The following is a 25,801-nucleotide window of genomic DNA, read 5'->3' on the forward strand; positions in this document are numbered from 1 at the left end:
CATCCGGGTCCGGCCATGACCGGTGTCTCTGCACCGCCCGGTCTCACATCACCGCGTCGGTGCGCAGGGGGCCGGCGGTGATGTGGAGGCTGCGGATCCGGCCGCGGTCGTCGAGCCGGTACAGGTGCATGAACGGAGCCCGTACGACCGTGTCCGGGGCGGTCTTCTTCGCCATGACGGCCTCACCACGCAGGAAAAGCACCCCATCCGGCGCCTGCCAGCACTCCAGCACGGTGTGACTGATGTGCAGCGGCTCGTCGATCTCGACGAAGAACGCCTTGGCGGCCTCCGCGCCGACCAGGTGGGCGGTGCCGAAGAACACCTCGGTGTCGTCGGTCATCAGGGCGAACCCCGCGCCGAAGTCGAGGGTGTCGATCTCGCGCATGAGCTGTCCCACCCACCCCGGCACCGGGGCGGGGGCGGCGTTACAGGTCATGGTTCCTCCACGCTGCGGGTGATCCTCTGACATGGCATCACGTCGCTTCGGGCTCAGGCGGCGACGGGACGGGTGGCGAGGAAGGCGTCGATCTCCGCGTTGACCTCGCGAGGGTTCTCCCGAGCGGCCAGGTGGCCGGTGCGCGGCAGGACGCGGAAGGTGCTGCCCTCGATCGCGTCGGCCATCCTCCGCACCACGTGCACGGGGAACTGGCTGTCCTCCTCGCCGGCGATGACCAGGACGGGGATGTCGCTCGCAATGGTCGCGAGCAGCCGGTGCTCGTCCCTGCGCCCGATCAGGATGCTGCGCAACGCCCACGCCACCGACTTAGGGTCGTTGCGCAGCACGACGTCGATGTAGCGCAGGAACTCCGGATTCCCGGCCTCGGCGGTCGGGCCGGCGAACGCCGAGCGCGCCACCTTCGCGGCCAGGCGCGGCATCCGCGCGTGCACCGAGAGGCAGGCGGCCAGCGCGGTCGCCCAGACGCTCTCGAACGCCGTGGGCAACGAGGCGGTGCAGTTGATGCCGACGGCGGCGGCCGTGCGTTCGGGGTGGTACGCCGGGAACACCCCGGCCAGCATGCCGCCCCAGCTGTTGCCCACCAGCACGCACCTGTCGATGCCGAGCGCGTCCAAGATCTCGACCAGCGCGTCGGCGCACTCCTTGAGGTCGATGATGCGCCGCAGGGCGTCGGACCTGCCGTGTCCGGGGCTGTCGACGAGCACCACGCGGTGGGTGGGAGCGAAGTGCTCGTACTGGAAGCGCCACATCGCGCCGTCCATCATCAGGCTCGGCCAGAACACCATGGCCGGGCCGGTATCCCGGCCGCCCACCCGCACGTTCATCAGGCCGAGCGACGTCGGTATCAGTTTCTCGGTGGCGCCGTCGAGCCGGTCCGTCCGTGACATGGTCACTCCTCACACCAGGCACCGAGTGGATTCCTACCAGTAGCATACGCCTACTAGTAGTAAATCGAAACTACTTCTCCTCGGGCTGCCGGTGATTCTGTGCTCTGTCCTTCTCCGCTCGCGCCCGGAGCGGTCGCAGGTCGGCCGCACCGATGGGCTGGTGGCAGTGGCTGCACGCGAGATAAGGCTCCGTCTCGTGTCCGCAGGACGCGTGCAGCAGCGGCCGCGCGGCCACCGTCTCTCCGTCGGTGTGGACCTCCGCCCAGCGGGTGACTGCCACGATGGCCGGCACCACCAATTCCCGTGCGCCGTCGGTGAGCCGGTATTCGTACCAGGGCTTGTCCTCCCGGTACGCGTGCTTTTCCAGCAGGCCGAGTCCGACGAGGTCGTTCAGGCGTGCCGTGAGCATGGTGGCCGAGATGCCCAGCCCGCGCTTGAGTTCGCCGAACCGGTGGACGCCGAAGAAGACCTCGCGCAGGATCTGGTAGTTCCAACGCTCCGAGATCGCCGCCAGGAACGCTTGCCCATGCTGGAAGACCACCGGTCGGGTCAGTTCGGCCACAGCTTCTCCTCGCCGTCGGGAAACAACACCAGTAGCAAAACGATACCGGTCTGTCCTGCGACGTCGCGGCGGCCTCCGGGCCCGGCATGGCTGTTCCCCCTGTAGAACCGATGACCTGGGGGGTGGCGCCACCGCGGGCCCGCGAGTGAGGTGTGGTCGGCCGCGATGATCCCGACCGGGGGAGGAGGAGGTCGGCGTCTTCGGAAGCGGTGATCGTCAGCCGTTCGACGGCGGTGATCAGATGACCGGCGAGGCGGCTGAGCACAGGGTTCTCCGGTTCGCGGCTGCCGGCCGCCTCGCGTCCCGGTCCCGCATGCCCGTGCTTCCGCCCGCACGCGGGCCCTGGCGGCGGAGAGGGCAGGATTCGAACCTGCGTGGGCCCCGAAGGGCCCGACCTCGAGACGGACTCGGCGGTCCCCGATCAACCACTCCGGGCACCTCTCCCTGCTCCCGGCCCCGGTGGTTCCCGGTGCCGTTCACAGGAAGAAGACTGGCAGGAACCGCTGACACGCCGCTGACACGGACGCGCCGCCGCGCGGGCGGCGCGTCAGCGGTGTACGGTCGCGCCGCCCTCGCCCTCCGCTATGCCGCGCGCAGGTCGATGACCGTGCGCAGCTTCCCGCTGGTCGCGGTGCGCTCGAACGCCTCCCTCGGCACCGTCTCCACGGTGAGGGCCAGCAGGCCCTCCGTCTCGGCGGAGGCCAGCTCCGGCACCTCCGCCGCCAGAGCGCGGTGCGCGGCCCGGGGGTCGTCGGCGTACTGCTCGTCCAGGCGGATCGTCAGCTCCTCCCGGTCGGCGCCGGAGCGGACCACGAGCTGCACCTCGCCGTGGTAGGCGAGCCGCTCCTGCGCCGCGGCGACGACGCGCCGGTAGTTGAGGAAGTACGTGCCGACGCGCACGACGTCGCCGTAGCGGCCGAGCAGTTCCAGCCGGGGTACATGGCTGCCGCAGGCGCACGGGCCCTCGACGGCGCGCCCCAGGTCGCCGATCTCGTAGCGTTCCAGCCGCTGGCCCGCGCGTGCCCGGGTCGTGAACACCAGCCGTCCGGGCTCGCCGGGTACCACCGGCCGGTCGCCCTCCGGGTCGAGGATCTCAAGGGTGTGCAGGTCGGTCAGCACGTGGTGGACCGAGCCGTCGGACGAGGCGCACTGGTAGCCCAGCGGCCCGAGGTCGGTGCTGCCGTACGCGGCGGACCGGATCACCTCGACGCCGAACTCCTCCATGAGGACGCGCCGTTGCTCACCGGTGAAGTGCTCACCGCCGTAGAACACCGTGCGGATGCCGCCGTACGCGCGCAGCCGGTCGGCCTCGGCGTGGAACAGCTGCCACAGGTAGGACGGCATGCCGAACACGGTGTCCGCCCGGTGGGCGACCAGTGCCTCGGCGACCGTGGCGTGGTCGGGTCCGGCGGCCATCGGCAGCTGGGTCGCGTTCAGCCGCTCCAGGATGGAGAAGAAGCTGATGAAACTCCCGTACATCCCGCCGCAGTAGAACAGGTTGGCCGCGCGGTCCCGCGCCGGGTCGAAGCCGGCGGCGAGCAGCCCGTCGGCCGCGGCCCGCATCTGGTTGTCGTAGTCGTCGACGGTGAACACCGACAGCGCGGGCGCGCCCGTGGAACCGCCACTGCGGAAGTACAGGTGGGCGTGGCGCGCGTCCAGTTCGGCCAGCGCGCGCTGCACGCCCTCCTTGCCGAGCAGCGGCGCGTCCGGGACCGGGGGCAGGACCGGGGCGGACACCAGGTCGTCCAGGCACGCCACCGGCCCGAACTCCGCGTCCGCCGCCCGCACGCTCACCCGGCGGCTGTAGCGCTGGAGCGCGTACACGCCGTCGTGCGGCTCGCCCTCGTAGCCGTCCAGCATGGAGCCGACCGGAGTGACCCGGGTGACACCGGCGGCGAACAGGGCGCGGGACAGCGCGGCCACGTCCGCCCGGCCGCCGCCGACGGCCGCGGTCTGGAGGTAGCGGCGCATGGGCCGCAGCGTCCCGGTGATCCGGTGCCGGGGCAGCGGCTTGACCCAGACGCTGCGGTGCAGCGGAGAGGCCGCGAGCGCGGAGCGGGTGTCCGCCAGCACCCGCCAGGAGCCGTCCTCACCAGTGAACACCCGGGTGAGACCCAAGTGCTCTTCGAGCCGGGCGAGTTGCTGCACGGTGGTGATCTCCGCCAGCTCGGCCGGGCCGGGGCGGGGCGCGGGGCGCGCGCCGGAAATCTTCGCGAGCCGCTCGGCGAACCGGCCGGCGAACGCGAAGACCTCCTCGGTGTCCTCGGTGTCGAGATAGACCACCTGTGGGCTGGAGCAGGCCTGCTGCTCGAACCGGCAGACGTCCTCGGCCAGCGCGTCCAGCAGGCCGTCCTCGTCCGCCGCCGCCCGGGTCAGGTAGGCGAAGGAGATCCGGTGCCCCCAGGCGACGACGCGGCAGCCGGGTGGCGCCAGTTCACGCACCGCGCCCTCTGCCTCCTCACCGCCCCAGACCGCGATGGCGTCGGCCTGCCCGCACAGGGTCTCCAGCCAGTCGCGGCGCGAGGAGGGGAAGCGCAGGGCGATCACTCGCTCGGCGATCAGTCCGCTCGGGTCGGCCGCCGCGAGCGCGGCGAGCAGGTCGAGGGCGAGCGCCGTGTCCGAGCCGCTCGTCTTCAGGACGTTGACGTTCCCGGCGAGCAGACCCTCCACGACGCTCAGCGGGGCGACCGCGGCCGCGTTGCCGGGTGCGATGTGCACCAGGAGTCCCACCGGCGCCCAGGACTCGAACACCGTTTCGCGGCCGTCCGGCCGGGTCAGGCGCTCCGGACGCAGACCGCCCAGTTCCCGGCGCAGCTTGCGTTCCAGTGCCTGGCGGGTGAGCGCGCCGGCGAGTTCGGCCAGGGTGGATCCGGCTTCCGCGGCGGGCAGCTGGGCCGCCAGCCGGGCGTGGAGGGCGGAGCCGGGGTCGGCCAGGTCCGCGCCGACCGCCGCGCAGGCGCCGAGCACGACATCGGTGGGGAGCGGGCGCTCCAGGACGCGGGCGGCCGTCTCCGGCAGATTGGCCATCCGCCGTCCTGCCTCGGCGTCGTCGACGAACTCGCCCTGCCAGAGGTGGAGTACGGGTGCGGAAGCGGTCACGACATTCCCTTCATCATTTCGGCGGCGGCGACCGCGCAACTGCGGTTGCGGCTCACCCCGGCGCGGCCGAGCACGGTGAACCAGTCGGTGGACAGCGGGCAGGGGCACTCCTCGCCGGGGTGCAGCGAGGCGAGGTCGCCCATGACGACGCTCTGCGCCGGTACGGAGGTGATGTACGGGCTGACCAGGTGCAGGAAGCCGGGTTCGCCGTACCGCAGCGGGCGCAGCGTCCCCGGGTCGCGGACCGCGGCGCGCGACCACACGGGAACGTGCAGCCGGTGGTGCGCGCACTCGACGTACGGCACGCAGTGCTCGACGGAGCCGAAGGTGTCGCGGACGGACTCGGCCGGGATGCCGAGGCGTTCGGTGACCGCGGCGCGGAACTCGTCCTTGCCGATCTGCCGGTCGGTGTGGCCCTTCCAGCCGCCGCCGAGCACCACCAGCGACCCTTCGGGCAGCCGCAGCGGGGCCATGCCCATGGCCTTCATCCGCTCCAGGGTGAAGTACAGGAACGCCGGGAAGCCGAGGATGCGGACCGGCGCGTCCTCGTCGGCGTAGCGCTGAAGCGCGGCGATACAGCCGTGCACGTCGAACTCGTGGCCGGAGCCGGTGTGCCGCAGCGCGTGGGTGGTGTGCCGGGCGGGCGCGAAGTCGCACAGGTAGTTGTCGGTGAACGACGTGCCCAGTTTCAGCGACGGCGCGGGCTCGTAGCTGTAGAGCAGGTAGTTGACCGGCCGGTCGGGGGTGATCCAGCCGTAGTGGTCGAAGATCCGGGCCACCATGCGCTGGGCCGAGCGGATCGTCCACCGGTCGAAGAACATCTGGGACTTCTGCCCGGTGGTGCCCGAGGAGGTCAGGTGCAGGAACACCTCGTCGCGGGGGACGGAGAGCACCTCGTGGCGCTTGAAGAACGCGGCCGGCACCAGCGGGGTACGCACTCCGTCGCCGACGGTCGGCGCCGGGATCCCGGGCTGCTCCTGGAGCAGGGCGGCGAAGAACGGGGAGCGTGCGGCGTGCCAGGCGTTGGTCTCGGCCATGGCGGCGGCGAACAGCGTGTCGGCGTCGGCGCCGGTCGCGTACGGGTCCGCCAGGTCGCACAGGCGCTGCACCTGGCCGAGCGCCGCCGGGTCGGGGACCTCGACGGGAGCGAGATGGGGGTTCATCGGGACACCTCGTGAAGGGGCAGATAGGTGGAGGCCCAGGCGCTCAGATAGGCGCCGAGGTAGGGCTGGAGCAGCGGGCTCACGGCCGTCGTACGGAAGTCGATCTGCCGGCTGGTGCGGGAGAGCACCACGTAGTCGTGCAGCCGGTCGCCGACGCGCCGCATCGCCGGGTAGACCGCGCTCGGTACGAACCCGGAGGCCAGGAAGATGTCCAGGGCCTCGGTGTCGGCCAGCGGCAGCAGGGTCTCGGCGTAGTCGGCACCGGCCCGGGTGACCGTGGTCATCAGCGCCTCCAGGGCGCCGGTCAGCGCCGCGGGGCGCGGGTGGACCGCCACGAGCGCGCAGCTGCCCGCCACCGGGTCGAGGTCGGCGTACGCCTCGAAGCCGCCGTCGGCCGCGACCAGCAGCGCGTTGGGGGTGTGCAGGGGGAAGAAGCGGTCGGCGGCGCGGGGGAACCGTTCGAGGAAGCGGCGGCGGACGAAGGCCGGGGCGGAGATCAGCTCGATCGGCTCGGCCCCGCGGGCCCGGCGGGGCACGCTGTCGAGGGCGACGGGACGTGCCGTGCCGGCGCAGTCGATGCCGATGCCCGCGGACGCGGCGGCCAGCAGTCCCGTGAGGCGCTCGGGCACGCGGTCCACGGGGGCCCGCCGTTCCAGCACGCCGTCGGCGTAGCGGGCGAAGAGCGCGAGGCTCTCGCAGCCGTCGACCTCGACGGCGTTGGGCAGCAGGCCGAGGGGCCGGAAGCCGTTGCGTACGACGACGTGCTGCGGGCCCTCGGTGACGACGCGGACGGTGGCGTAGAGCGAGTCGGGCACACCGGTGGCCAGGGCGGCCTCGCACACCGCGCCGGTCAGCCGGGAGGCCAGTCCGCCGCCGCGGTGCCCGGGGTGCACGGCGAGCCCGAGGAGCTTGCCGACGCGGCTGCCCGCGTCCGTCTGCACGACGGCGGAGCCGACGAGGTCCCCACGGGGCGTACGGGCGGTGAGCCAGTGGGCGGAGCCGTCGGTGATCATCCGGCGCATCACGGCCGGGTCGCTGCCGAGCGGCACCGGGTAGCCGTGCCCGTACACGTCGAAGTACAACTGCCGCAGTTCGGCGATGTCCTGGACCGCCGCCGGGGCGAGGAGGACGGTCATGACGTCTCCCCCGCCGGGGTGAGGTGCGCGGCCGTCGCCGCGACGCCGGCGGAGGTGCGCGGCGCGTCGGGCCGCGCGCGTCCGCCGAGCCACCACAGCGCGAGCGCGACCGGGACCAGTCCGGCGCCCTGGATGAGGCAGAGCGCTCGCGCGCCCAGGTGGTCGCCGAGCGTGCCGAAGACGAGGGAGGACAGCGGGAAGGTGGCTCCGAGGAGGGCCTGCATGACCGCGAAGAAGCCGGGTTTGTCGGCCGCGGGCACCAGGCGCTGGAACAGGGCCACGAAGCGGACGCCGATCACGCCGACGCACCACCCGGCGACGGCCAGCGCGCCGATCGCCGTCGCGTGCCCGGCCCACAGGCCCGGCAGCCCGAGCGCCACGGCCATCACGGCCAGGCAGGCGCTGCCGACGGCGACCGGACGCCCGGGTACGCGCGCCCCGGTGAAGGAACCGACGAGGGTGCCCGCGCCGAGCGCGGCCTCCAGGGTGGCGACGGTCGACCCGGTGGAGTGCAGCACGCCCCGGGTGTACAGCGGCATGACGACGTAGACGGCGGTGGTGAACAGGTTCGCGGCGGCGAAGCAGAGCAGCACACGGCGGATGAACGGGAGCCCGGCCAGGATCTGGCGTAGCGTCCGGCGTGCGGATGGCCTGCCGTGTTCTCCCTCTCCGGCCATGGGGCCGTCCGGCGCGTCCTGTTGGCCCTGTGGTTCCTGCGGCGCGTCGGACGCGCCGGTCGCCTGGCGGAAACGGGCCGAGGCGACCAGCAGGGCGGCGAGCAGATAGGCGGTGCCGCAGACGGCCACGACCGCCGGGAGGCCGCCCGCGTCGACCAGGAGCGGCCCGAGCAGTCCGCCACCGAGTCCGGCCAGCGACTGGGTGGACAGTTCGAAGCCGGTGGCGGCCTCGATGTCGGTGTCCTCGACCAGTTCGGGCACCGATGTCGTCAAGCATGGGTCGAACACCGCCTGGCAGGCGGCCAGGGCCAGGCCCACCGCGTACACCGCGGCCATGGGCAGCTCACCGGCGTACGCCCAGAGTGCCACCGGTACGGCGACGGAGCCCGCCACGGCCGCGGCGACGGCCAGCACCGTGCGGTGCGCGTGGCGCGCGACGACACGGGCGACCACGGGGGCGAGGGCGACCGCGGGGAGGGTGCTCACCATCAGGAAGAGGCCCGATTCCAGACCGCGCCGCTCGCCCCCGGCGAAGCCGACGAGCCACCAGACCGCGCCCACCTAGAACATCCGGCCCGCGGCCTGGGTGAGGAGCTGAGCGGTCCACACCCGGCCGAAGGAGGGGTTGCGCAGCACCAGCGGCAGGCGCCGGCCGCGCGGGGCGGCCGCGCTCATGAGTGCGGCCGTTCGTCGACGACCCGTACCAGTTTCCCGGAACGGGAGTTGACGGCGAGATCCTGGTGCCGTGCCCACTCCACGGTGAGCGGGTTCACGTGTCCGGCGTCCGCCGCGCCGGTGTAGGCCGGCCGCTGGGCGAGGACGGCCGCGGCCACGGCGGCGCCCAACGCGCCGTGCCGGTCGGCAAGTTCGCCGGTGGCGAGGCGCAGGACGAGGCCGTCGCGGCCGTCTTGGCGGCGTATCACGAGCTGGAGCCCGGTGATCTCGCCCGCCGTGTCGACGCCGCGCACGACGTCGTGCACGTCCTCGGTGTAGAGGGAGACGGGGCCGACCCGTACGCCCTCCTCGGCGCGGCCGAGAATGCGGAAGACGCCCGCGTCCCGGTCCACCCACTCCGCGCGGTCGCCCGCCGGATAGCGCAGTACCGGCATCAGCCGGCGGCGCAGATCCGTGACGACCAGGCGTCCCGCGACGCCGGTGTCCTCGACGGGCACGTCCTCGTCGTCGAGGATCTCCACGGCCGTGTGCGGGACGAACGCGCGGTGCGCCCGCGGGTCGCCGCCGGGTACGGCCTCGCCGAGGAGGCCCGCGTCGACGCTCGCATAGCCCAGTGAGCGGGCCTCGGCGTTCGGGAACGCCTTGCCGAGCAGCGGGAGCTGGTCAGCGAAGAGGCACTCCCCGCCGAAGAAGAGGAGCTCGACGTCGGGCAGGGTGCGGCCGGCCGCGGTGAGGCGTTCGGCGAGCGCGCAGAGGGTGGTCGGGGTGCCGGCGACGACCTCGACGCGGAACTCCTCCAAGGTGGCCGCGGTGGATTCCCAGGGTGTCGCGCCGCCCAGGGGAAGCCGTACGTTGGCCACCGGGGAGCGGTGCAGTGAATCCAGGATGAAGGTGAAACTCGCGTACAGGTCCCCGGCGTAGAACAGATCGGCCACTCGATGGCCCGGCCGAAGACCGGCGTTGACAAGTCCTGCGCCAAAAGCGGAGGTGAATTCCCGCCATTCGGTGCGTGTGTAGCAGGAGAACTTCGGGGATCCCGTGGTTCCGCCGCTGCGAAAGACGACCGCTTCCTCCAGCGGGGCTGTCAGCAGTGTGTTCTCGCGGGGTGAGTTGGCCCGCCAGAATTCCGCCTGGGGCACGACCGGTAGGTCCGTGAGCTGGGTGACCTGGTCGGGAAGGTGCGAGTAAAGCTGTTGGTAGAACGGTGAGTTGAGGCGCGCGAAGCGTACCAGCTCCGCCAATGATTGAACGGGCATCAATTCCTGCTCGAAGAGGAGTACCCGTCGGCGACCCATGGGCACGACGGGGGTACGGAGGATTCGGTCCACCCCGGAGGTCGGGCCGGAGGACCGTTTCATCAACCGCTGCCACTCAGCGTATCTCACCATTCGGAACGGGCTTGCATCAACGAGCCTTTCCGGCAATGGGCTTGGCCCGGAGGCGACGAATTCCCGCCTCCTCCGGTTCCCGGCGGAGCGGAGACGGTGGTCACATGTCGCCCCGATTCCATAAGGGATGGTTGGCCGTGCCAAAAGGACCCTTTGTGCGCGGGCCGGAGACCGGCGGACGGCACAGGGAGAGGGCGCAGGGACGCCGGGTGGCGGACCGGGGTGCGGCATGTACCCTTTGCGAACATTTGAACTGGCCGTCCGGGGGCGGTGGTTGGGGCGTGCGGGATCGGGTCACGGGATTCCGGCCGCTCGCACACATGTGCCCACTTGGGGGCGTGTGGCCCGCGGCCTACAGTGACCGGTGGTCCGCCGCTGCTGCGTGGGGTGTCCGCCGGGGTCCGCGGTTCGGTTCGGTGCCGAGGGAGGCCGTTCATGGCCAGCGAGTTCCAGGAGCGCAAGCTCAGGGGGATGTTTGCCGCGTTCGACGCCGACGGGGACGGCTGTCTGCGCGAGGAGGACTTCAGGGCGCTGGTCGCCCGCTGGAGCCGGCTGCCCGCGGTGGGCCCGGGGACGGAACTGCGCGCGCGGGTCGAGACGCTGCTGATGGGGTGGTGGTCGGCACTGCGCGAGGCCGGGGGCGCCTGGGGAAGCGGGACGGTCGACCTGCCCGAACTGCTCACGGTGGTCGACAGGCTGCCCGCGATGGCGGCGGAGGTCACCGCCACGGTGAACACGGTCTTCGACGCCGTGGACACCGACGGGGACGGCCGCATCAGCCCGGAGGAGCACCGGCGACTCGTGGAGACCTGGAACGGTCGGCCGGTCGACCTGACCGGCGTCTTCGAACTGCTCGACGCAAACGGCGACGGCCATCTCGACCTTGGGGAGTTCGCGATGCTGTGGCACCAGTTCTGGACGAGCGACGACCCCACGGAACCGGGCAACTGGCTATGCGGCAGGTTCGCCGCCTGAGCGGAGCGACGGATTCGGGGAACGGGCGGTTCCGCGGCCGCCGCCCGGGGGACTCGGCCTTCACGTGGCGCCCTGCTTGACCCTCCTGCTGTCCGGGGCGTACTCCAGCCGGTCGGGGACCCGGCCCGCGTCGGGGAACGTCACCTCGGCTCGCCCCCACGACCAAGTCCTCCGGGGCCTCGAAGCACGGCGAACCCAGAACCCCACGCCTCGTGTGACGAAGGGCATAGAGGCCCCCGCACCGTCGGGTGCGGCCCGCCACCGTGGGGTGGCGGGCCGCATGCGGTCGGTCTTGGCTTGTGGTGTGGGTCAGGCGCCGGGCTTCACGGGGCCGATCTGGGTGCCGAAGTCGACGGAGAGCTTGCCGTCGGCTTCCTGGTTGCCGGGGATGACTCCGCCGCCGGGGGTGCGGAGGGTGAAGACGGTCCGGTTGGCGGGCGCGCCCTTGGCGGTGTTGGGGACCTGGATGTCGAAGTGGACGGGGTGGCCGGGGCCGAAGGTCACCTTGGTGTTCTGCGAGCCGTAGGGCTTGGTGGTGATGCCCTTGAGGGAGCCGTTGTCGTAGAACTTCACGTTGCGGGGGGAGCCGGCGAGCTGGCAGGCGCTGGTCTTGGGGGCGGCGGTCAGCGTGACGCGGTAGTGGCGGTGCCCGGAGCTGGCGGTGTCCGGCGTGATCTTCGTCTTGAGGTTGGCGGGGCGGCACGAGGACGGCGCGCCGGAGCCGGCCGGGTGCGCGGTGGTGGATGCCTGCGCGACACCCGTGCCGGTGATCCCTGCCAGTGCGACGCCGGCAACTGCCATCACGAACTTGGTGGACTTGGTCATGGTCGACTCTCCGTGTCTAGCGGTCGTACGTGGGGCCCCCGCCCCGAACTCCTGACACCACGAAGCCTGTCGATCTTCTTCGTTGTGGGCGTCACGGCGATGTAACGCCTTCGCCACAGCGACCGTGAGCGTCACGATCCCGTCGGCGGACGCCGTGGTGGAGAGCGTGACGTCGATGGCTCCGGCCCGGCTGGTGCCGAAGCTGACCTCGATCGACCGCGGGGAGCGGGAAGCGACCGCGTAGACGACGTCCGGGTGGCTCAGTGGCTTCTGCCACGGCTGCGGGCGGGTCGGGTCGGTGATGTTCCAGAGCCGGATCATGTGATCGTGGCCGGGGGTCGCCACCGTCCGGCTGAACGGGCTCGATCGCGACCGGCTTCGGCTATTCGTCCTCGATGGGGCGCAGAGCGCCGGGGTCCCCGAAAACGATCATGGTGTCCCCGGCCCGTACGGCGGTCTCCGGATCGGGGTTGGGCTCCAGGGCGCCGTCGGCGCGGCGGATCAGCAGGGGCAGCGCTCCCCCGCACGCCTGGCGCAGGGGCCGTCCCACGAGGCGGGAGCCGACGTCGAAGCGGATCTCCTCGATCCGAAAGTCGGAGCTGCCGGCCCGGGTGAACTCCAGGAAGTCCACCACGTGCGGGCGGACCGCCAGCAACGCCATACGCCGGCCGCTGGTGATGTAGGGAGAGACCACGCTGCTCGCGCCGGCGTGGGCGAGACGTTCGGCCGACGCAGCCTCCGAGGCCCGCGAGACGATGGCGAGCGAGGGATTGAGGGAGTGGGCGATCAGGGTGATGTAGACGCTCTCGGCGTCCGAGTCGACCGCGCAGACCAGACCGCGGGCGTGGTCGATGCCCGCGCGGCGCAACACCTGCTCGGAGGCGGCGTTGCCGATCAGGTAGGGCGCGCGCTCACGCTGCAGCCGCTCTTCCAGGGTGGCGTCGCCCTCGATCACGACGAAGGGAACGCCCTCGGCCGCGAACTCGCGGGTCACGGCCTGGCCGACCCGCCCGTAGGCGCAGACGATGAAATGGTCGCGCAGCGCGTCGACGCGGTGCTGCATCCGGCGCTTCCTTCCCGCAGGCCCGAACCGTCCCTCCACCAGTGCCGTCCCGATCAGCCCCAGGACCGCGACGAAGACCGCGACCCCCACCACCGCCAGCGCGGCGGTGAAGAGCTTGCCGGCCTCGCTGAGCCGGTCGGCACCGGAGAACCCCTCCGTGGTCAGCGTCATCACCGTCAGATAGACGGCGTCCGGCAGGGAGAACCCCAGCCGCGCGTACCCGCCGACACCGCAGGCGAGCAGCGCCAGCAGGGCGGACGCGGCCAGGAGCACCCGCCGCCCCGTACCGCGTGGCGGCCACACAAGACCTCCTGCCCTCGCCTCGCCTTGTCTTCAGTGTCCTCACCAGGCGTCGGGGAGCAACACGGAAGCGGCACCGTGGGGGCTGTCAGTGCAGGATGCTGACGGCGCGCGCGATCACCAGGAGCGAGGTCAGCAGGGCGGAGACGCTCTGGATGCTCATCATGGCCTTGGCCCGGGTCGACAGCGGCATGGTGTCGGTCGGGCTGAAGGCCGTGGAGTTGGTGGTGGACACGTACAGGTAGTCCATCAGCGTGGGGACCCAGTCCGAGGTGGCGCTGGCACCGTCGGCGACTTCCTGGACGGCGTCGTCGTTCTCGTCCTGGGAGAAACGGAAGTCCGCCAGGGGTAGGGCGGAGCGGGGCACCTGGGTGCGGCTGACCGGGCCGCCCCGGTCCAGCTCCCAGTAGGCCAGCCCGAAGACGATGATGTTGGTGAGCCACACCTGCAGCGCGGCCACCAGCAGGGACCGGCCGTCCTTCACCCCGGCGTAGAGCAGCTCATGGATCAGGATGGCCAGCGCGACCAGGTTGCTGCCCGCGATGACCCCGACGAGCGTCAGTGACAGCACGCGGAAAGCCTTGGTCTGCCGGGTCAGCCGTTTGGGGTTGATCGCGATGAGCGGGATGAGCAGCAGGCATTCCAGGGCAGGCAGCACGTACCGAGGGGCGATCAGCAGCCGCTGCGGCAGCAGCAGGTACAGGGAGATCGCGGCGAGCGTCGCGACCACCGCCGGCAGCCGTGCTTCCCCCCTGCGCTCATGACGAGGATGCCTGGTACTCGCATCCGCACGCGTACGCCCCATATCCGCCTGGCCTTCCGGACGTTGCCACGGACAGTGCACGTCGCCAAGGCACTGCCTTCCGGCGCCGGCCGCCGGGCACCTTTCAGCATCTACCCCGATGCCCGCTGCCCGTGCCTGCGGCTTTGTGGTCCGTAGCAGGCCGCTCCACTGTTGACCGGACTGAGCGGGGGACCGTACATATCGCGTACTTCGAGCGCACATACGCACCTCGGCTCGCTCATTCAGCGCGCCTACCACCGGTACGCCCGTAGGATCGCAGCCCCGCACCGGCGTCTTCGGCTCCGCCGAGGCGTCCCAGTGATTCCACCAGCAGGTCGATGGTGTCCGCCGCGTCCTCTGCGGGCCTGCGGGCTCCATCCGGTCATCTCCACTGTCGCTACCAGGTCGGCAGAGTCGATCAGAAGGGATCGAACCCGGTCGTCACGGGAAACGGTCATGGCCAGACCAACGAACGCGGGCTCTGCCAGCTTCTTGAGAACCGCTTCGTCCCCTGGGGACCGGCGGTGAGGAGGCGGCCGCCCGTGGCGCGCCTGGTGCGCTGCGCCGGGTCCGCATGCTAGTGCTCTGACCGGGAAGGTTGGCCGGGGCGAGGGCTCCGGCGGCTGGATGGGCGGTGACGTCCGATCCGACTGCTGGGGGGTGTGGGGGCCGAGCCTGTCCGTGCGCGCAGGTTGACCGGCCAGGAGGAGCAGAAGCTGCAACAGATCGTGCGCCGGGGCAGCACCAGTTCGGTGCGCTGTCGGCGCGCGATGATGCTGCTGGCCTCGGCCGGCGGTAACCGGGTGCCCGTGATCGCGAAGCTGGTGCAGGGCGATGAGGACACCGTCCGGGATGTGATCCACCGGTTCAACGAGATCGGCCTGGCCTGTCTGGACCCTCGGTGGGCGGGAGGCCGTCCCCGCCTGCTCAAGCCTGACGACGAGGACCTCGTCGTTCAGACGGCCACCACCCGCCCGACCCAACTCGTGCCAGCCCTTCACCCGCTGGTCCATCCGCAAACTCGCCGCTTACCTGCGGGAAGTCCACGGCCGCGTCATCCGGATCGGCCGCGAGGCGTTACGGTGCCTGCTCGCCCGCCGCGGCGTGACCTTCCAGCGGACCAAGGCGTGGCAGGAGTCGCCCGACCCCGAGCGCGACGCCAAGCTGGACCGCATCGAGGAGGTGCTGGAGCGTTTCCCGGACCCCCGGCTCAACCGGCCGTTCCTGCTGACGCGCCGCAGTCCCGGATCAAGATCTTGCGCCCACCCCCGGGCCTGCGTACCCGGCCCAGAGGCTCCTCGCCGGCCTTCAGCCCGTCCACGCCTTTGCGGACCGTAGTCTCGCTGGCCTGGGCCGCCCGTGGGACCGTCCGGATACCGCCGTGCCCCAGGATCCGGGCCTCGGCTCCCATCAGCAGACGCCGCTGCCGCTCGTCTAATGAGCTCGTGCATGGTTGGCGTTGGCACGTCGAGGGGTACGAACTGGTGCGGTATTTACACTCGTTCATCGGGTACGAGGGTGACCGCCTGCTGGTGAGAGAGCAGCGCGGCGACTGCTTGAATGATGTCGCTCATGTGCTCACGCCGACCGTGGTGGCGGGCGAGGGCTCGCCAGTTCTTCAGATGAGCGATGCCGTGCTCGACACGGATGCGGCGCGAGGAGTGGGCCTTGCGTCGCTGTTCATGGATCTCCTCGTACCAGTCTGGGGCGTTCTTCTTGAACTTGCGGTGGGGTGGTGTGATCACGCGTCCGCCGGTCTGGGCGCCCAGTCCCTGGTAGCCGGCATCCGCGAGGATCTCCACCGCAGGGCCGTCGGACAGGACTCTGACCAGCCCTAACTTGCGAGCATGGGTGATGTCCGCGCAGCTCGCGGGCTCAGCCGGGCTGCAGTACAGCAGGCGGCCGTCCTCGTCCGTGAAGACCATGGACTTGACGGCGTTCTGCTTGTTCTTGCCCGAGATGAACTTGTCCCGGTCCTTGCGTCCGGCGGCCGGGCGGCGCACCCGGATCTCGGTGCCGTCGATGATGCCGGTCTTCTGGTTTTCGCCGAGGTGGTCAACCACCTCGGCGAGCGTGCGGAGACGCAGGCCGGGCGCGATGGTGCAGCCCCGCTGGGCCAGCAGCGGGCGTACTTCACCGATCGCACGCGTGATGGTGGAGCGGTTCACGCCGAACCAGCAGGCCAGCACGTCGTGGGTGACGCCATGGCGGAGGTGGATCAACGTGGCCAGGAGCCGGTCGACGAAGACGAGCTTGTGTTTGGCGCCGGCACCGACTGCTCGCCGACGCGGACGCGACGCCAGTGCCGCCTGGTGCCGCTCGTGCCACAACGGGCCGATCTCCGCTACGAGTTCGGCGATCACCTCTGAACTCAGTCCGGTGATCTGCTGACTGCGAATAACCGCTGCACGCGTCCGGATCCCCACCACGCAGACCATGATCGGCGATCAAGGTCTCGACCTGCCAACGCCAACCATGCACGAGCTCGTTAGGGGTGGGAACAACGCCCGAACTTCACGGCGAGTTGACCACGGACCTCATCGGAGACGCCCATATCACAACAACGAGCCGCATCACGTGAAGCAGCATCTTGATTCTCTGCGAGCCCTTAATGCGAGGCGCGCAACTGTTCGCTGCGGTCAGACCTTACGCTGGTCTTCCCAGATCGCGTGGTCTAGCTCCCACGGGGTGCACCGCAAGCGTGCCGCGGCCTCAGTGATGAGTCCGATGGCTCGGTGAACCTTCCCCTTGATCGTGGACACCTGGAGACTGGGTCCTGAGGTTCCAGAGGAAGTAGCACCAGGTGGGAAGCAAGTACACGAAGCGGTACACCGAAGAGTTCAAGCGGGACGCGATCGCGCTCGTCGACTCCTCGGGCAAGACGGTCACGGCGATCGCCCGGGAACTCGGCATCAGCTCCGAGTCGCTGCGCGGCTGTTCTGCTGTGCCGGGTGCTGCACGTCGCCCGCTCCTCCTACTACGCGTGGCGCGAGGGCGAGGCCGCCCGCCATGCCCGGCAGGCCGCTGACGACGCGCTCGCGCACGAGATCACCGTGGTGCACATCGCCTCCCGCCGCACCTACGGTGTCCCGCGCATCCACGCCGAACTGCGGCGTCTGGGCCGGCGGGTGAACCGCAAGCGCATCGCCCGCGTGATGCGCGAGCGCGACATCCGAGGCGTCACCCGGCGCAAGCGGCGCTCGCTGACCCGGCCCGACAAGAAGGCGAAGCCGGCCCCGGACCTGATCGGCCGCGACTTTCACGCCGAGCGCCCTGGGATCAAACTGGTCGGCGACATCACTTACCTGCCCACCGCCGAGGGCTGGCTCTACCTCGCCTGCTGGCTGGACCTGGCCACCCGCGAGGTCGTCGGCTACGCCATGGCCGACCACCACCGCGCCGAGCTCGTCGTCGATGCCCTCGACATGGCCCACGGCCGAGGGAACCTGGAACCCGGCTGCGTGATCCACAGCGACCGCGGCAGCGAATACACCTCGACCCAATTCCGCCTACGAATAGAGGAGTTGGGACTGCGGGCCAGCTGCGGACGCACCGGATCATGCTTCGACAACGCGGCCGCGGAGAGTTTCTGGGCCCTACTCAAGGAAGAGATCGGCACCCGCGTCTGGCCCGACCGGGCAACCGCCCGCGCCGAGGTCTTCATCTTCATCGAGACCTTCTACAACCGCCGCCTACGCAACACAAGGTCTTCGGCTACCTCACCCCCGCCGAGACCAGGCAGCGGCATCAGCACACCCTCGCCGCATAACGAACTAGTGTCCAAGATTACGGGGAAACTTCACCTGCGGCCTGCCCCACGACCACGCACATCCCTAGGCGAACGAGAGGTTCCTGACTTCTCAGGACTCCCGCGGTGACACCCGACTTGAAGCAGCAAGAGTGAGTGTCTAACTGCGTGACAACGCCGACGAGCAGCGGCGGACGAGCCCGGACCCCAGCGGACCTTCAGCGCCGGTAGGAAGCGTTACCGGCCTGAGGCAGCACCCCCACCCAAGTTGCTTCGGGACGAAGGCGGCCTAGGTGCAAGTCGCGCCACCTCAAAGCTGATCGGAGGCCGGTGGTCGAGTACACGTCTCCCTTCCCAGGCAACGTCTGACCAGCGATACCCGTCTCGTACACCATGGCCACACCGGATGCGCAAAGGGGGGGCAGGGCTGATGCGGGACGGGGGCGGCGGGCGGCAGGTCGTTGTGGAGGTACTGCACCGGTTCCTCGTCGCCGAGCCCCAGGAGCGGGAGCGGATGGCGCCCCACGTCATCGCCGCCGTGGGGCAGAAGCGGATGGACGAGATTCTGGAAGCCACCTTCGGGCGGGTCGGCAGGGTCACCGGGGTGCGGGACAGTCCCGAGGGGTTGGTGATTCAGGGCAGTGAGGGGGAGGTGCGCGCGTTCGCGGCCAGCCGGGACGGCCAACGGCTGGACGCGCTGTTGATCGAGCCGGTCGTTCACCGGCCGGCGCGGCTGCGAGTTCCCCGGTGGGTGTTGCCGGCGGTGGCCTGGGTGGTGCTCGCGGTGCTGTTCGCCGTGCGTATCGACGCGTGCTGGACGGCTCCCAGCCGGGTCGCCTGGTGCGGCCGGCTACTCATCGTCGCGGCCGGTTACCTCGTCGTCCACGGCTGGCGCGCACCCGCCGAGTTCCCCCGGTGGATGCGCCGGCCTCTTCAGGCCGGCGCACTCGTGGCCCTCGCCTCCGCCTGGCGGCTGCCGCGGCTCCCCTCGACGGGTGATGTCACCGAGCTGGGCATGGGCATCGGCCTGTGCGTCCTGTTCGGGCTGCTGCTGGCGCGGGCGCGGCGGCACCGCTGGGGGGTGGCCGTCTCCCGGCCCCTCGACTTCCCGCTGCGGGACGGCCGTTGGCTCGTCGGTCAGGGCGGCGGGCGGAGCCTGAACCATCACGCGGCGTTTCCCGAGCAGCGTGGTGCGCTCGATCTCATCCAGGTCGGGCCCGACGGCTCCCGGAACGCGGGCGGGCGCGGCGGGAACGAGAGGTATCTGGTGTACGGGCAGCCCGTGTTCGCGCCGTGCGACGGTACGGTCGTCTCCGCCGCCGGCCTCGTCGAGGACCAGGAGCCCGGCGTCATCCGCTACCAGCCGCCCTACGGCAACCACGTGTGGATCGACACGGGTGCCGAGATCGTCAAGCTCGCCCATCTGCGGCCGGGCACCGTGACCGTGGCCGCGGGTGATGTCGTACGGGCCGGTCAACTGCTCGGCGAGGTCGGCAACTCGGGGAACAGCAGCGAGCCGCATCTGCACATCCACGCCGAACGGGACGGCCTCGGCCTCGACCTGGAGTTCCGGGGGATCAGAGGTTCGCTGTACCGGGGGCGGACCGTGCATACCTAAGGGCGTGCAGATCCTTAACTCGTCGTTTTGACCTTGGTCTGGGTGGAGTCGGGAGCGAGGAACGTCGCGACGTCGGCTGGCGTGCGGAGGCGGGCGGTAGAAGCGTTGATGTGGTGGCCGTGTGCCTCCAGAAGCGGGCGGACCCGGCCTGGCACCTGGTGGCCGGACCACTCCCTGGGTGCTCGCTGCGGGATGGGAACCTCGCTGACCCAGCCCTTCGAAACAGCGTGCAGGTAGAACTGCTGGAGATGTGAGACCTCCTGGCTCCACGTACCACCGTCGACCCTGGGTCCGTTCACGTCACGTCGACGCCAGTGGTGGTAGGCGAGGTGATCGGCCCCGGTTGCGTTCTGGCTGTTGAGCGGGCTCTCCAGGAAGTCCACCCGATGGAAGTACGAGTTGAGGTGGACGTCGTAGGCGAAGATCGGTGAGAGAAGGTACGGCGTGCCGTCGGGAACGCCCAGGTGGTGAAGTGGGTTGACCGGGTTCCAAGCCTCAACACTCACGGACCGTACGGCATTGCTGTCAATGACTCGGCGCACAAGTTGTTGGAAACCGTCCGACATGGTCGATGCCCGGCGGACGGACCGTAGGTCAAGCCAAGGTGACGTGCATGCCGCCCTCGGCCAGGGCCTCGAGGACCACGCCGAACAGGTCGTAGGGCTGGCCGTCAGGTGTCAGCGCCTGGGACAGGTGCTCGCGTGCAGTCGCAGCGTCCCGCCAGAGCAGCGTTGCGGGGGCGGTGTAGCCGAAGGTGCCACGCAGGCAGTCATCGACTGCGGCAAGACAACCGCCGAAGTAGCCACCCGCCCCGTTCACCGCCTCGCCGAGCGCCAGGTAGAGGCCCGGTTCGTCGGTGACGTGTCGGCCGTCGAGTTCGTAGGCGTAACCGGCCGGCAGATCACGGTGGGTGCGCCGGCAGGCCCGCTCTCGGACGAGGTCGAGCCAGGCTCCGCGGCGCCGGGTGTCGAGGCCGCCCCAGGCACCCTGGGTGTCCGGCGGTCCGGTGAACCACCGCTCCCAGGTGGGCCGGGCGTATTGGGGAACGGGCGTGAAGAGCTCTCCGTCGAGCTCCAGGTCGATCCGATCCGTCCCGCAGGAGGATGGGCGCCAGGCGCTGACTCTGGCCCAGAGCAGGCGTTCGGTGAGCGGCTCGCCCTGGTCGTCCTGTATCTCCAAGGCGGCCTGCTCGAGGTCCAGCGCCCGCCGGGTGCCCTTCAGCAGTGCTGTCCGCAGTTGATCACCCTGGGTGAGCCCCCGCAGGACGAGCGGGGGCGCCGACTGTTCGGGCGGCAGGACGCGGGCGAATTCCCGGCAGGAGCCCAGCCATCGGTGCCCGTCGTGCACGCGAACTCGGCCCCAGTGTCCCTCGGGTGGGCCTTCGTAGTCGTCCAGGCCGGTGAGTACGAGACTGTCTGTCCCCAGGGGCTGGCCTACGCTTTCCGCGTCCTCCAGCAGCCAGGGATCGAGCGTCTCATCGTCCGGCACCAGCCACACTCGGTTGCCGATCCAGCCGCGCGCTTCTGCCTGTGGAACCCAGCCGAACAGCTCGTAGGTCCCCCGCTGGGGCTCCCCGAACAGCCCTTCCACCTCGGCGCAGACACCCCAGGCATGCCCGTGTTCCTCATCAGCCAGCGTGTATCGCGCGCGCCTGCGATGGCCCTCGTCTTCATGCACGGTGGGAATCATGCCGGGACCAGGTTTCCATGGCGAAGGCATTTCCCGCGTAGTGACTCAAGGCGGCTGGTCATCTGATACGGCAAGAAGGGCACCATGCAGTGGACGAACTGCTCTATCGATGCCGCAGTTGCCCAACTCCGTGCCGAGGCGCGAGACGGGAGTGACGGGACACTTTCGACTCCCTCGTGGGGGTCAGGGACGCCATCAGTGAGGCAGCGTGACGAGCCCCATTTCATAGGCGGTAATCACGAGCTGGACACGGTCCCGGGCGCCCAGTTTGGTGAGCAGGCGTGATACGTGCGACTTGGCGGTGGCCACCGTGATGAAGAGATCCTCGGCGATCTCGGTGTTGGCCCCGGACTCCTACCTCTGCCCCCAGGGGAAAAGTAACCACCGGGTAACTTTCGGATAGTCAGATACACCGTTTCCCCGTTCTTGCCTCCTCGTTGGGCTGCCTGAGTGAAGCCCGAGGCTGACGAGGAAAGGCGCGGGTGTGCGGCAGGAGTGGTCGCCGGAAGACGTGATCGCGTGCTGGACGCTGGTGGACGGCGACTGGGATCTGGTGGCGAACAAGGCGGGGACGACGCGGCTCGGCTTCTGCCTGATGCTGAAGTTCTTCGAGCTGGAGGGCCGGTTCCCCGATCTTCTGGAGGAGATTCCGCAGGCCGCGGTGGAGTACGTCGCAGGGCTGGTGAAGGTGCCGGCGGCCGAGTTCGCGAAGTACGACTTAGCCAGCCGTTCCGCGAAGAACCACCGCAAGCAGATCCGGGAGGCACTGAAGTTCCGTCCCGCGACACAGGCGGATGAGGACCAGCTGATCATGTGGCTGGCGGACGAAGTGTGTCCGGTCGAACTGGTGGAGAACCGGCAGCGCGATGCTCTGCTGGTGGAGTGCCGGGCGAGGAAGATCGAGCCGCCAGGCCGCATCGACCGCATCCTCGCCGCAGCCCAGTCCCGGGCGGAGAAGGCGTTCTGCACACGGACCATCGAGCGCCTGGGCCAGGTGTGCACGGCCCGGCTGCTGGCACTGGTGACCGAGGGCAACGAGGACGGCACCGCGCTGCTGGCCTCGCTCAAGCGGGACCCCGGCGCGGTCGGGCTGGACTCTCTGCTGACAGAGATCACCAAGCTGAACGACGTACGGAAACTCGGTCTGCCCGAGGGGCTGTTCGCGCACTGCTCGGAGAGGCTGCTGGCCGCGTGGCGGGCGCGAGCGATCAAGATGTATCCCTCGGACTTCCGCGATACCGCCGAGGACGTGCGGATCACGCTGCTTGCGGCGCTGTGCTCCTCGCGGCAGGCGGAGATCACCGACGCCCTGGCGGATCTGCTGATCGCCCTGGTTCAGAAGATCAACGCCCGTGCCGAGCGGCGGGTGGAAAAGCAGCTCACCGCCGAGTTGAAGAAGGTCCGCGGCAAGGAGGGAATCTTCTTCAAGCTCGCGGACGCCGCGGTCGGCAAGCCCGACGAGATCGTGCGCACGGCGCTGTATCCGGTGGTGGGTGAGAAGACGCTGCGCGACCTGGTGGCCGAGGCGAAGGCGAACGGTCGCGGCGCCGCCGAGCTGCTGACCATCGCCGAGGACCTGCGCCACCACGACATCCAGCTCGAACTCCTCACCGGCCCCCTCCAAGGGGTCTACGACCCGTCCGGGCACGGCGCTGCCCTGTTCGCATTCTTCGCCGGCATGGCCGAGTCCGAGCGCGAGTACATCCGGGAGAAGTCCCTGGAGGGCCAGGCATCCGCCCGCGAGCGCGGTCGACACGGCGGACGCCCCAAAGTCGTCGACGACGACATGGCCGCCTACGCCCGCAGCCTGCGGGCCAACGGTGTCCCCGTCCCCGAGATCGCCCGCAAGCTGGTCATCACCTCGGGCAAGAACCAGGGCAAGCGCCCCTCGGTGGCCACCGTCTACCGCATCCTCGCGGAGGATGATTCACCGATCCCACAGCCTGAGCATCACAGATAGCTACTTTGCCCCTGGGGACAGAGATAGGAGTCCGGGGCCGTGATCCCCGTGGGTTCGCGAAAACTGAAGGCAGTTCATCGGGAACCTGAGGGTCCGGTGCCGCCATTTTCAGCGATAGCCCCCTGGGTTCATGGGGAACATGCTGGGTCGGCTTCTGTAGGCGTGTGGAGTGCGCGGAGCAGAGGACGGCCAGTCGAGAAAACCGATCGACAGACGAGTGCACGAGGCACTGTGATGGCTCCGACTGCCCGCCGCATGGAGCGGGCCCACCGCAGGAGTTGCTCTTGACAGCCGGGAGAGCCGGGGACCCCCGCCCCGCGATCGATGCCGCACTGGCCAGGCGCCTGGTCGATACGCAGTTCCCGCAGTGGGCCGAGCTGCCTCTCAAGCTGCTCGACCCGGCCGGTTCGGACCATGTGATCTACCGGCTGGGCGAGGACCTGTCTGTCCGGCTGCCCCGCCATGCGGGTGCCATAAGACAGGCCATGAAGGAGTCTGAGTGGCTCCCCAGGCTTGCCCCGCGCCTGCCGTTGGCCATCCCAGTACCGGCGGGGGTGGGTGAGCCCGACTTCGGCTATCCGTGGCCGTGGGCGGTGTCCCGCTGGCTGGACGGCGATGTGGCGACCGCCGAGGCATTGGCCGACTCGTCCCGGGCTGCCGTCCAACTGGCGGAATTCCTCATCGCCCTTCAGACATTCGTTCCCGAGGACTTCCCGGTCGAGGACGCTCGCGAGGACCTCACCGGTCGGCCGCTGACCGACCGGGACCGCGCGACGCGAGCTGCTATCGCGGAGGTCGACGGTGCGTTCGACGCCGCGGCCATGACCGAGCTGTGGGATGCGGCGCTGAGCGCCCCCGGATGGGATGGCCCGCCGGTTTGGTTCCACGGCGACTTCCACACCGGCAACCTGCTGACCGTCGCCGGCCGCCTCAGCGCGGTCATCGACTTCGGCGAGCTCGGCATCGGCGACCCGGCCTGCGACCTGACCATCGCCTTCACCCTGATGTCTGCCGGGAGCCGGGCCGTCTTCCGCGCCACGCTCGGCGTCGACGACGCCACCTGGACACGGGGCCGAGGCTGGGCCCTGGCCACCGGCCTGAACGCCTACATCTCCTACGCCGCTGTAAATCCCCGGGTTGCTGCGCAGACCACCCGCCAGATCACCGAGGCTCTGCTCGGCTGATCAAACGCTTCCAGGATGTGTGGGTGCATGGAGAACGCCCTGGGCCCATTTCGGTTTCGGATCCGAGGAGCTTGCGGGCGGAGTCCGCGTAGCGGATGGCGGTCTTCTCGTCGATGCCGAAGACGAGGGCGAGGTGGAGGGGGTCGGCGCCGTGAGTGAGGGCCTCTTCGAGCTGGCGGTCGACCCGGAGCCGTTCGAGGGTGGCGGTGAGGTTGCGAGTGGCCCGGGTGGTCCAGAGCTTGCCGGCTGGGCCGAGTTCAACGGCGGTCTTCTGCGTGATCAGCAGGTGGGGGTTCGCCGTGTTCGGCCAGCGGCTGCGGCGGTGGTCGAGCCAGTCCAGGACGGCACCGCGGGTGAGGTCGTCGAGCGGGCGAACGTGGCCGCCGACGGTGATACGCCGGTTGCCCAGGTCAACGTCCTCCAACTGCATGGTGCGGATCATCTTGGGCCGTGCCGCGTGGACGGCGGCCAGGGCGACGATGAGTCGGATGTCTGGGGTGGTGGCGGTGGCGATGGCCTCGTCGATGTCCGCCTCGCCGAGGGCTTGGAGGATGCCACCGGCCTGTCGGGGGACACGGATGCGGATCGTGGGGTTGCGGAAGATCTGTCCGCTCTTCCTCGCGTGCCGGAACAGTGACCGCAGGGCGACGATCCGGCTCTCGCGCTGTTTCCCGGCAACAGCGTCCCGGGCCGCGATGATGTCCTCTCGGGTAACCTCTCGCAGGTGGTCGTAGCGTCTGGACCACTCCAGCAGCACCGGCTGGATCTCACCCAGGTAGGCCCATGCCGTATGCCGGGAGCGAGGCTCGGACCGCGGACCGCCGTCGAGGAGAGTGCGAACCCAGGCTTCGACGGCGTGATGGATGCCCGAGGGCATGCCGTCGAGTTTTCGCTCCAACCATCGGTCGACGGCGGGAGCCCGGTCGTCGGCGAACAGCCCGAGACGGTCGAGGACTTCAGCGGTCCGCACGACCGGAAGCCCGCGGAGTCGTAGTGCCGGGAAGAGCTCGGAGTATCGGATTGACTCACCTTCGCGGAAGCCGGACAGCACGATGACGAGGGCTCGGTTCACGTCGCTGGTGATCCAGCGGCTCCAGCCGCGAGCCTCTCCCACTGCCCGAGCGGCCTGCCGGGCCCGGACCAGCCAGGGATTGGCCAGGTCGGCGTGGAGTTCCCGGTCGAACCGGCGGAAGTCCCGAGTGGCAGTGAACAGCGTCAGTTGCGTTGACGTCGTGATCACGCGAGGCGGTTCGGGAAGCGGTGGCGGCTTCAGCACTCGTCGCCCGGCCTTGCCGACCCGCGGCCCGCCGTTCTTGGGCCGCTGGAGGTTCGCGAAGAACAACTGCTGGCAGGTCACCCGCCGTAGGTACGGCTCGATCACCGAAGCCTTGCCGCTGGCCTTGATCGCCCAGGTCGCCTGGGCCCGGCAGAGACGGCAGTAGCCGTGCTTGGTATCGACCGGGACCTGCCGTCGGCAACCGGCGCATTCGCCGACGGCGTGTTGCTGGCCGTAGGTGTAGCAGCCGCGGCAGAACCGGCCGGGCAACTGCCCCCAGGCGAAACAGCCTGAGCAGGAGGCCGCCGGCTGGTTCTCGCTGATCTCCCCCATGG

General features: G+C 70.1%; 21 protein-coding genes and 4 pseudogenes. 7 read left to right on the forward strand and 18 right to left on the reverse strand.

The genetic code is table 11. The features are described 5' to 3' along the window. Positions 1–43: 43 nt before the first annotated feature. The 9 genes and pseudogenes from ACE4Q9_RS34080 to ACE4Q9_RS34120 all read right to left on the reverse strand — a co-directional run bounded on the left by ACE4Q9_RS34080 (position 44) and on the right by ACE4Q9_RS34120 (position 9,591). Positions 44–436 (reverse strand): nuclear transport factor 2 family protein, encoded by a 393-nt coding sequence (locus ACE4Q9_RS34080; RefSeq protein ID WP_397988511.1) that lies wholly within the window; start codon positions 434–436, stop codon positions 44–46. A gap of 53 nt (positions 437–489) precedes the next feature. Then, entirely contained in the window at positions 490–1,344 is an 855-nt protein-coding gene (locus ACE4Q9_RS34085) for an alpha/beta fold hydrolase (protein ID WP_397988513.1), read from the reverse strand. Positions 1,345–1,414: 70 nt separating this feature from the next. Further along, complete coding sequence (locus ACE4Q9_RS34090) at positions 1,415–1,906, reverse strand: winged helix-turn-helix transcriptional regulator (RefSeq protein WP_397988515.1); 492 nt, start codon at positions 1,904–1,906, stop codon at positions 1,415–1,417. Positions 1,907–2,255: 349 nt separating this feature from the next. Next, positions 2,256–2,350: pseudogene (locus ACE4Q9_RS34095) on the reverse strand. Between the two features lie 138 nt (positions 2,351–2,488). Continuing rightward, positions 2,489–5,005, reverse strand: a complete 2,517-nt coding sequence (locus ACE4Q9_RS34100; RefSeq protein ID WP_397988517.1) for an acyl-CoA reductase — start codon at positions 5,003–5,005, stop codon at positions 2,489–2,491. Next, positions 5,002–6,168: an acyl-protein synthase gene (locus ACE4Q9_RS34105; protein WP_397988519.1), complete on the reverse strand. Its 1,167-nt coding sequence runs from the start codon at positions 6,166–6,168 to the stop codon at positions 5,002–5,004. The genes ACE4Q9_RS34100 and ACE4Q9_RS34105 overlap by 4 nt, the downstream gene beginning before the upstream one ends. Next, positions 6,165–7,304: a GNAT family N-acetyltransferase gene (locus ACE4Q9_RS34110; protein ID WP_397988521.1), complete on the reverse strand. Its 1,140-nt coding sequence runs from the start codon at positions 7,302–7,304 to the stop codon at positions 6,165–6,167. Before ACE4Q9_RS34110 ends, ACE4Q9_RS34105 begins: the two co-directional genes overlap by 4 nt. Further along, complete coding sequence (locus ACE4Q9_RS34115) at positions 7,301–8,542, reverse strand: MFS transporter (RefSeq protein WP_397988523.1); 1,242 nt, start codon at positions 8,540–8,542, stop codon at positions 7,301–7,303. The genes ACE4Q9_RS34110 and ACE4Q9_RS34115 overlap by 4 nt, the downstream gene beginning before the upstream one ends. 110 nt (positions 8,543–8,652) lie before the next feature. Then, complete coding sequence (locus tag ACE4Q9_RS34120; protein ID WP_397988525.1) at positions 8,653–9,591, reverse strand: phenylacetate--CoA ligase family protein; 939 nt, start codon at positions 9,589–9,591, stop codon at positions 8,653–8,655. Positions 9,592–10,479: 888 nt separating this feature from the next. On the opposite strand from ACE4Q9_RS34120, the gene ACE4Q9_RS34125 reads away from it, so the two are divergent. After that, the gene (locus tag ACE4Q9_RS34125) at positions 10,480–11,019 is read left to right on the forward strand and encodes an EF-hand domain-containing protein (protein ID WP_397988527.1); all 540 of its coding nucleotides are present in this window, start codon (positions 10,480–10,482) and stop codon (positions 11,017–11,019) included. 309 nt (positions 11,020–11,328) lie between these two features. On the opposite strand, the gene ACE4Q9_RS34130 is transcribed toward ACE4Q9_RS34125, so the two are convergent. The 3 genes from ACE4Q9_RS34130 to ACE4Q9_RS34140 form a co-directional block, all read right to left on the reverse strand. Beyond that, a complete protein-coding gene (locus ACE4Q9_RS34130; protein ID WP_397988529.1) occupies positions 11,329–11,844 on the reverse strand; it encodes a DUF4232 domain-containing protein in 516 nt (171 codons plus the stop codon). A gap of 382 nt (positions 11,845–12,226) precedes the next feature. Further along, positions 12,227–13,180 carry a potassium channel family protein gene (locus ACE4Q9_RS34135; protein WP_397988531.1) on the reverse strand — a complete coding sequence of 318 codons (954 nt, stop codon included), beginning with the start codon at positions 13,178–13,180 and terminating at the stop codon, positions 12,227–12,229. A 115-nt stretch (positions 13,181–13,295) separates the two neighbouring features. After that, entirely contained in the window at positions 13,296–13,937 is a 642-nt protein-coding gene (locus tag ACE4Q9_RS34140) for a hypothetical protein (RefSeq protein WP_397988533.1), read from the reverse strand. An 824-nt stretch (positions 13,938–14,761) separates the two neighbouring features. Here ACE4Q9_RS34140 and ACE4Q9_RS34145 point away from each other — a divergent pair. After that, positions 14,762–15,194, forward strand: a pseudogene (locus ACE4Q9_RS34145) (transposase); the annotation flags it as partial. A 52-nt stretch (positions 15,195–15,246) separates the two neighbouring features. Here ACE4Q9_RS34145 and ACE4Q9_RS34150 read toward each other — a convergent pair. Beyond that, positions 15,247–15,402: pseudogene (locus tag ACE4Q9_RS34150) on the reverse strand (ISAzo13 family transposase); the annotation flags it as partial. 82 nt (positions 15,403–15,484) lie between these two features. Continuing rightward, on the reverse strand, positions 15,485–16,420 hold the full coding sequence (locus ACE4Q9_RS34155) for a transposase family protein (protein ID WP_397988326.1): 936 nt from the start codon (positions 16,418–16,420) through the stop codon (positions 15,485–15,487). 374 nt (positions 16,421–16,794) lie between these two features. On the opposite strand from ACE4Q9_RS34155, the gene ACE4Q9_RS34160 reads away from it, so the two are divergent. From ACE4Q9_RS34160 to ACE4Q9_RS34170, 3 genes are all read left to right on the forward strand, one after another. Then, positions 16,795–17,019, forward strand: coding sequence for a transposase (locus tag ACE4Q9_RS34160; RefSeq protein WP_397988535.1), 225 nt, complete (start codon positions 16,795–16,797; stop codon positions 17,017–17,019). Next, positions 16,943–17,869 carry an IS3 family transposase gene (locus tag ACE4Q9_RS34165; RefSeq protein ID WP_397988536.1) on the forward strand — a complete coding sequence of 309 codons (927 nt, stop codon included), beginning with the start codon at positions 16,943–16,945 and terminating at the stop codon, positions 17,867–17,869. The genes ACE4Q9_RS34160 and ACE4Q9_RS34165 overlap by 77 nt, the downstream gene beginning before the upstream one ends. A gap of 300 nt (positions 17,870–18,169) precedes the next feature. Continuing rightward, a complete protein-coding gene (locus ACE4Q9_RS34170) occupies positions 18,170–19,357 on the forward strand; it encodes a M23 family metallopeptidase (RefSeq protein ID WP_397988538.1) in 1,188 nt (395 codons plus the stop codon). 14 nt (positions 19,358–19,371) lie between these two features. Here ACE4Q9_RS34170 and ACE4Q9_RS34175 read toward each other — a convergent pair whose 3' ends face one another. The 3 genes and pseudogenes from ACE4Q9_RS34175 to ACE4Q9_RS34185 all read right to left on the reverse strand — a co-directional run. Beyond that, positions 19,372–19,863 (reverse strand): hypothetical protein, encoded by a 492-nt coding sequence (locus ACE4Q9_RS34175; RefSeq protein WP_397988539.1) that lies wholly within the window; start codon positions 19,861–19,863, stop codon positions 19,372–19,374. 88 nt (positions 19,864–19,951) lie between these two features. Beyond that, complete coding sequence (locus ACE4Q9_RS34180; protein ID WP_397988540.1) at positions 19,952–21,046, reverse strand: hypothetical protein; 1,095 nt, start codon at positions 21,044–21,046, stop codon at positions 19,952–19,954. Positions 21,047–21,241: 195 nt separating this feature from the next. Next, positions 21,242–21,391: pseudogene (locus ACE4Q9_RS34185) on the reverse strand (response regulator transcription factor); the annotation flags it as partial. A 139-nt stretch (positions 21,392–21,530) separates the two neighbouring features. Here ACE4Q9_RS34185 and ACE4Q9_RS34190 point away from each other — a divergent pair. Together ACE4Q9_RS34190 and ACE4Q9_RS34195 are read left to right on the forward strand one after the other, a co-directional pair. Then, the gene (locus tag ACE4Q9_RS34190) at positions 21,531–23,006 is read left to right on the forward strand and encodes a DUF4158 domain-containing protein (RefSeq protein ID WP_397988542.1); all 1,476 of its coding nucleotides are present in this window, start codon (positions 21,531–21,533) and stop codon (positions 23,004–23,006) included. Positions 23,007–23,290: 284 nt separating this feature from the next. Further along, positions 23,291–24,190, forward strand: coding sequence for an aminoglycoside phosphotransferase family protein (locus tag ACE4Q9_RS34195; protein WP_397988872.1), 900 nt, complete (start codon positions 23,291–23,293; stop codon positions 24,188–24,190). On the opposite strand, the gene ACE4Q9_RS34200 is transcribed toward ACE4Q9_RS34195, so the two are convergent. Next, entirely contained in the window at positions 24,168–25,799 is a 1,632-nt protein-coding gene (locus ACE4Q9_RS34200) for a hypothetical protein (RefSeq protein ID WP_397988544.1), read from the reverse strand. The two genes, ACE4Q9_RS34195 and ACE4Q9_RS34200, sit on opposite strands and share 23 nt — an antisense overlap. Positions 25,800–25,801 lie beyond the last annotated feature (2 nt).

Source organism: Streptomyces sp. AM6-12, from assembly GCF_044327085.1.
GTDB lineage: Bacteria > Actinomycetota > Actinomycetes > Streptomycetales > Streptomycetaceae > Streptomyces.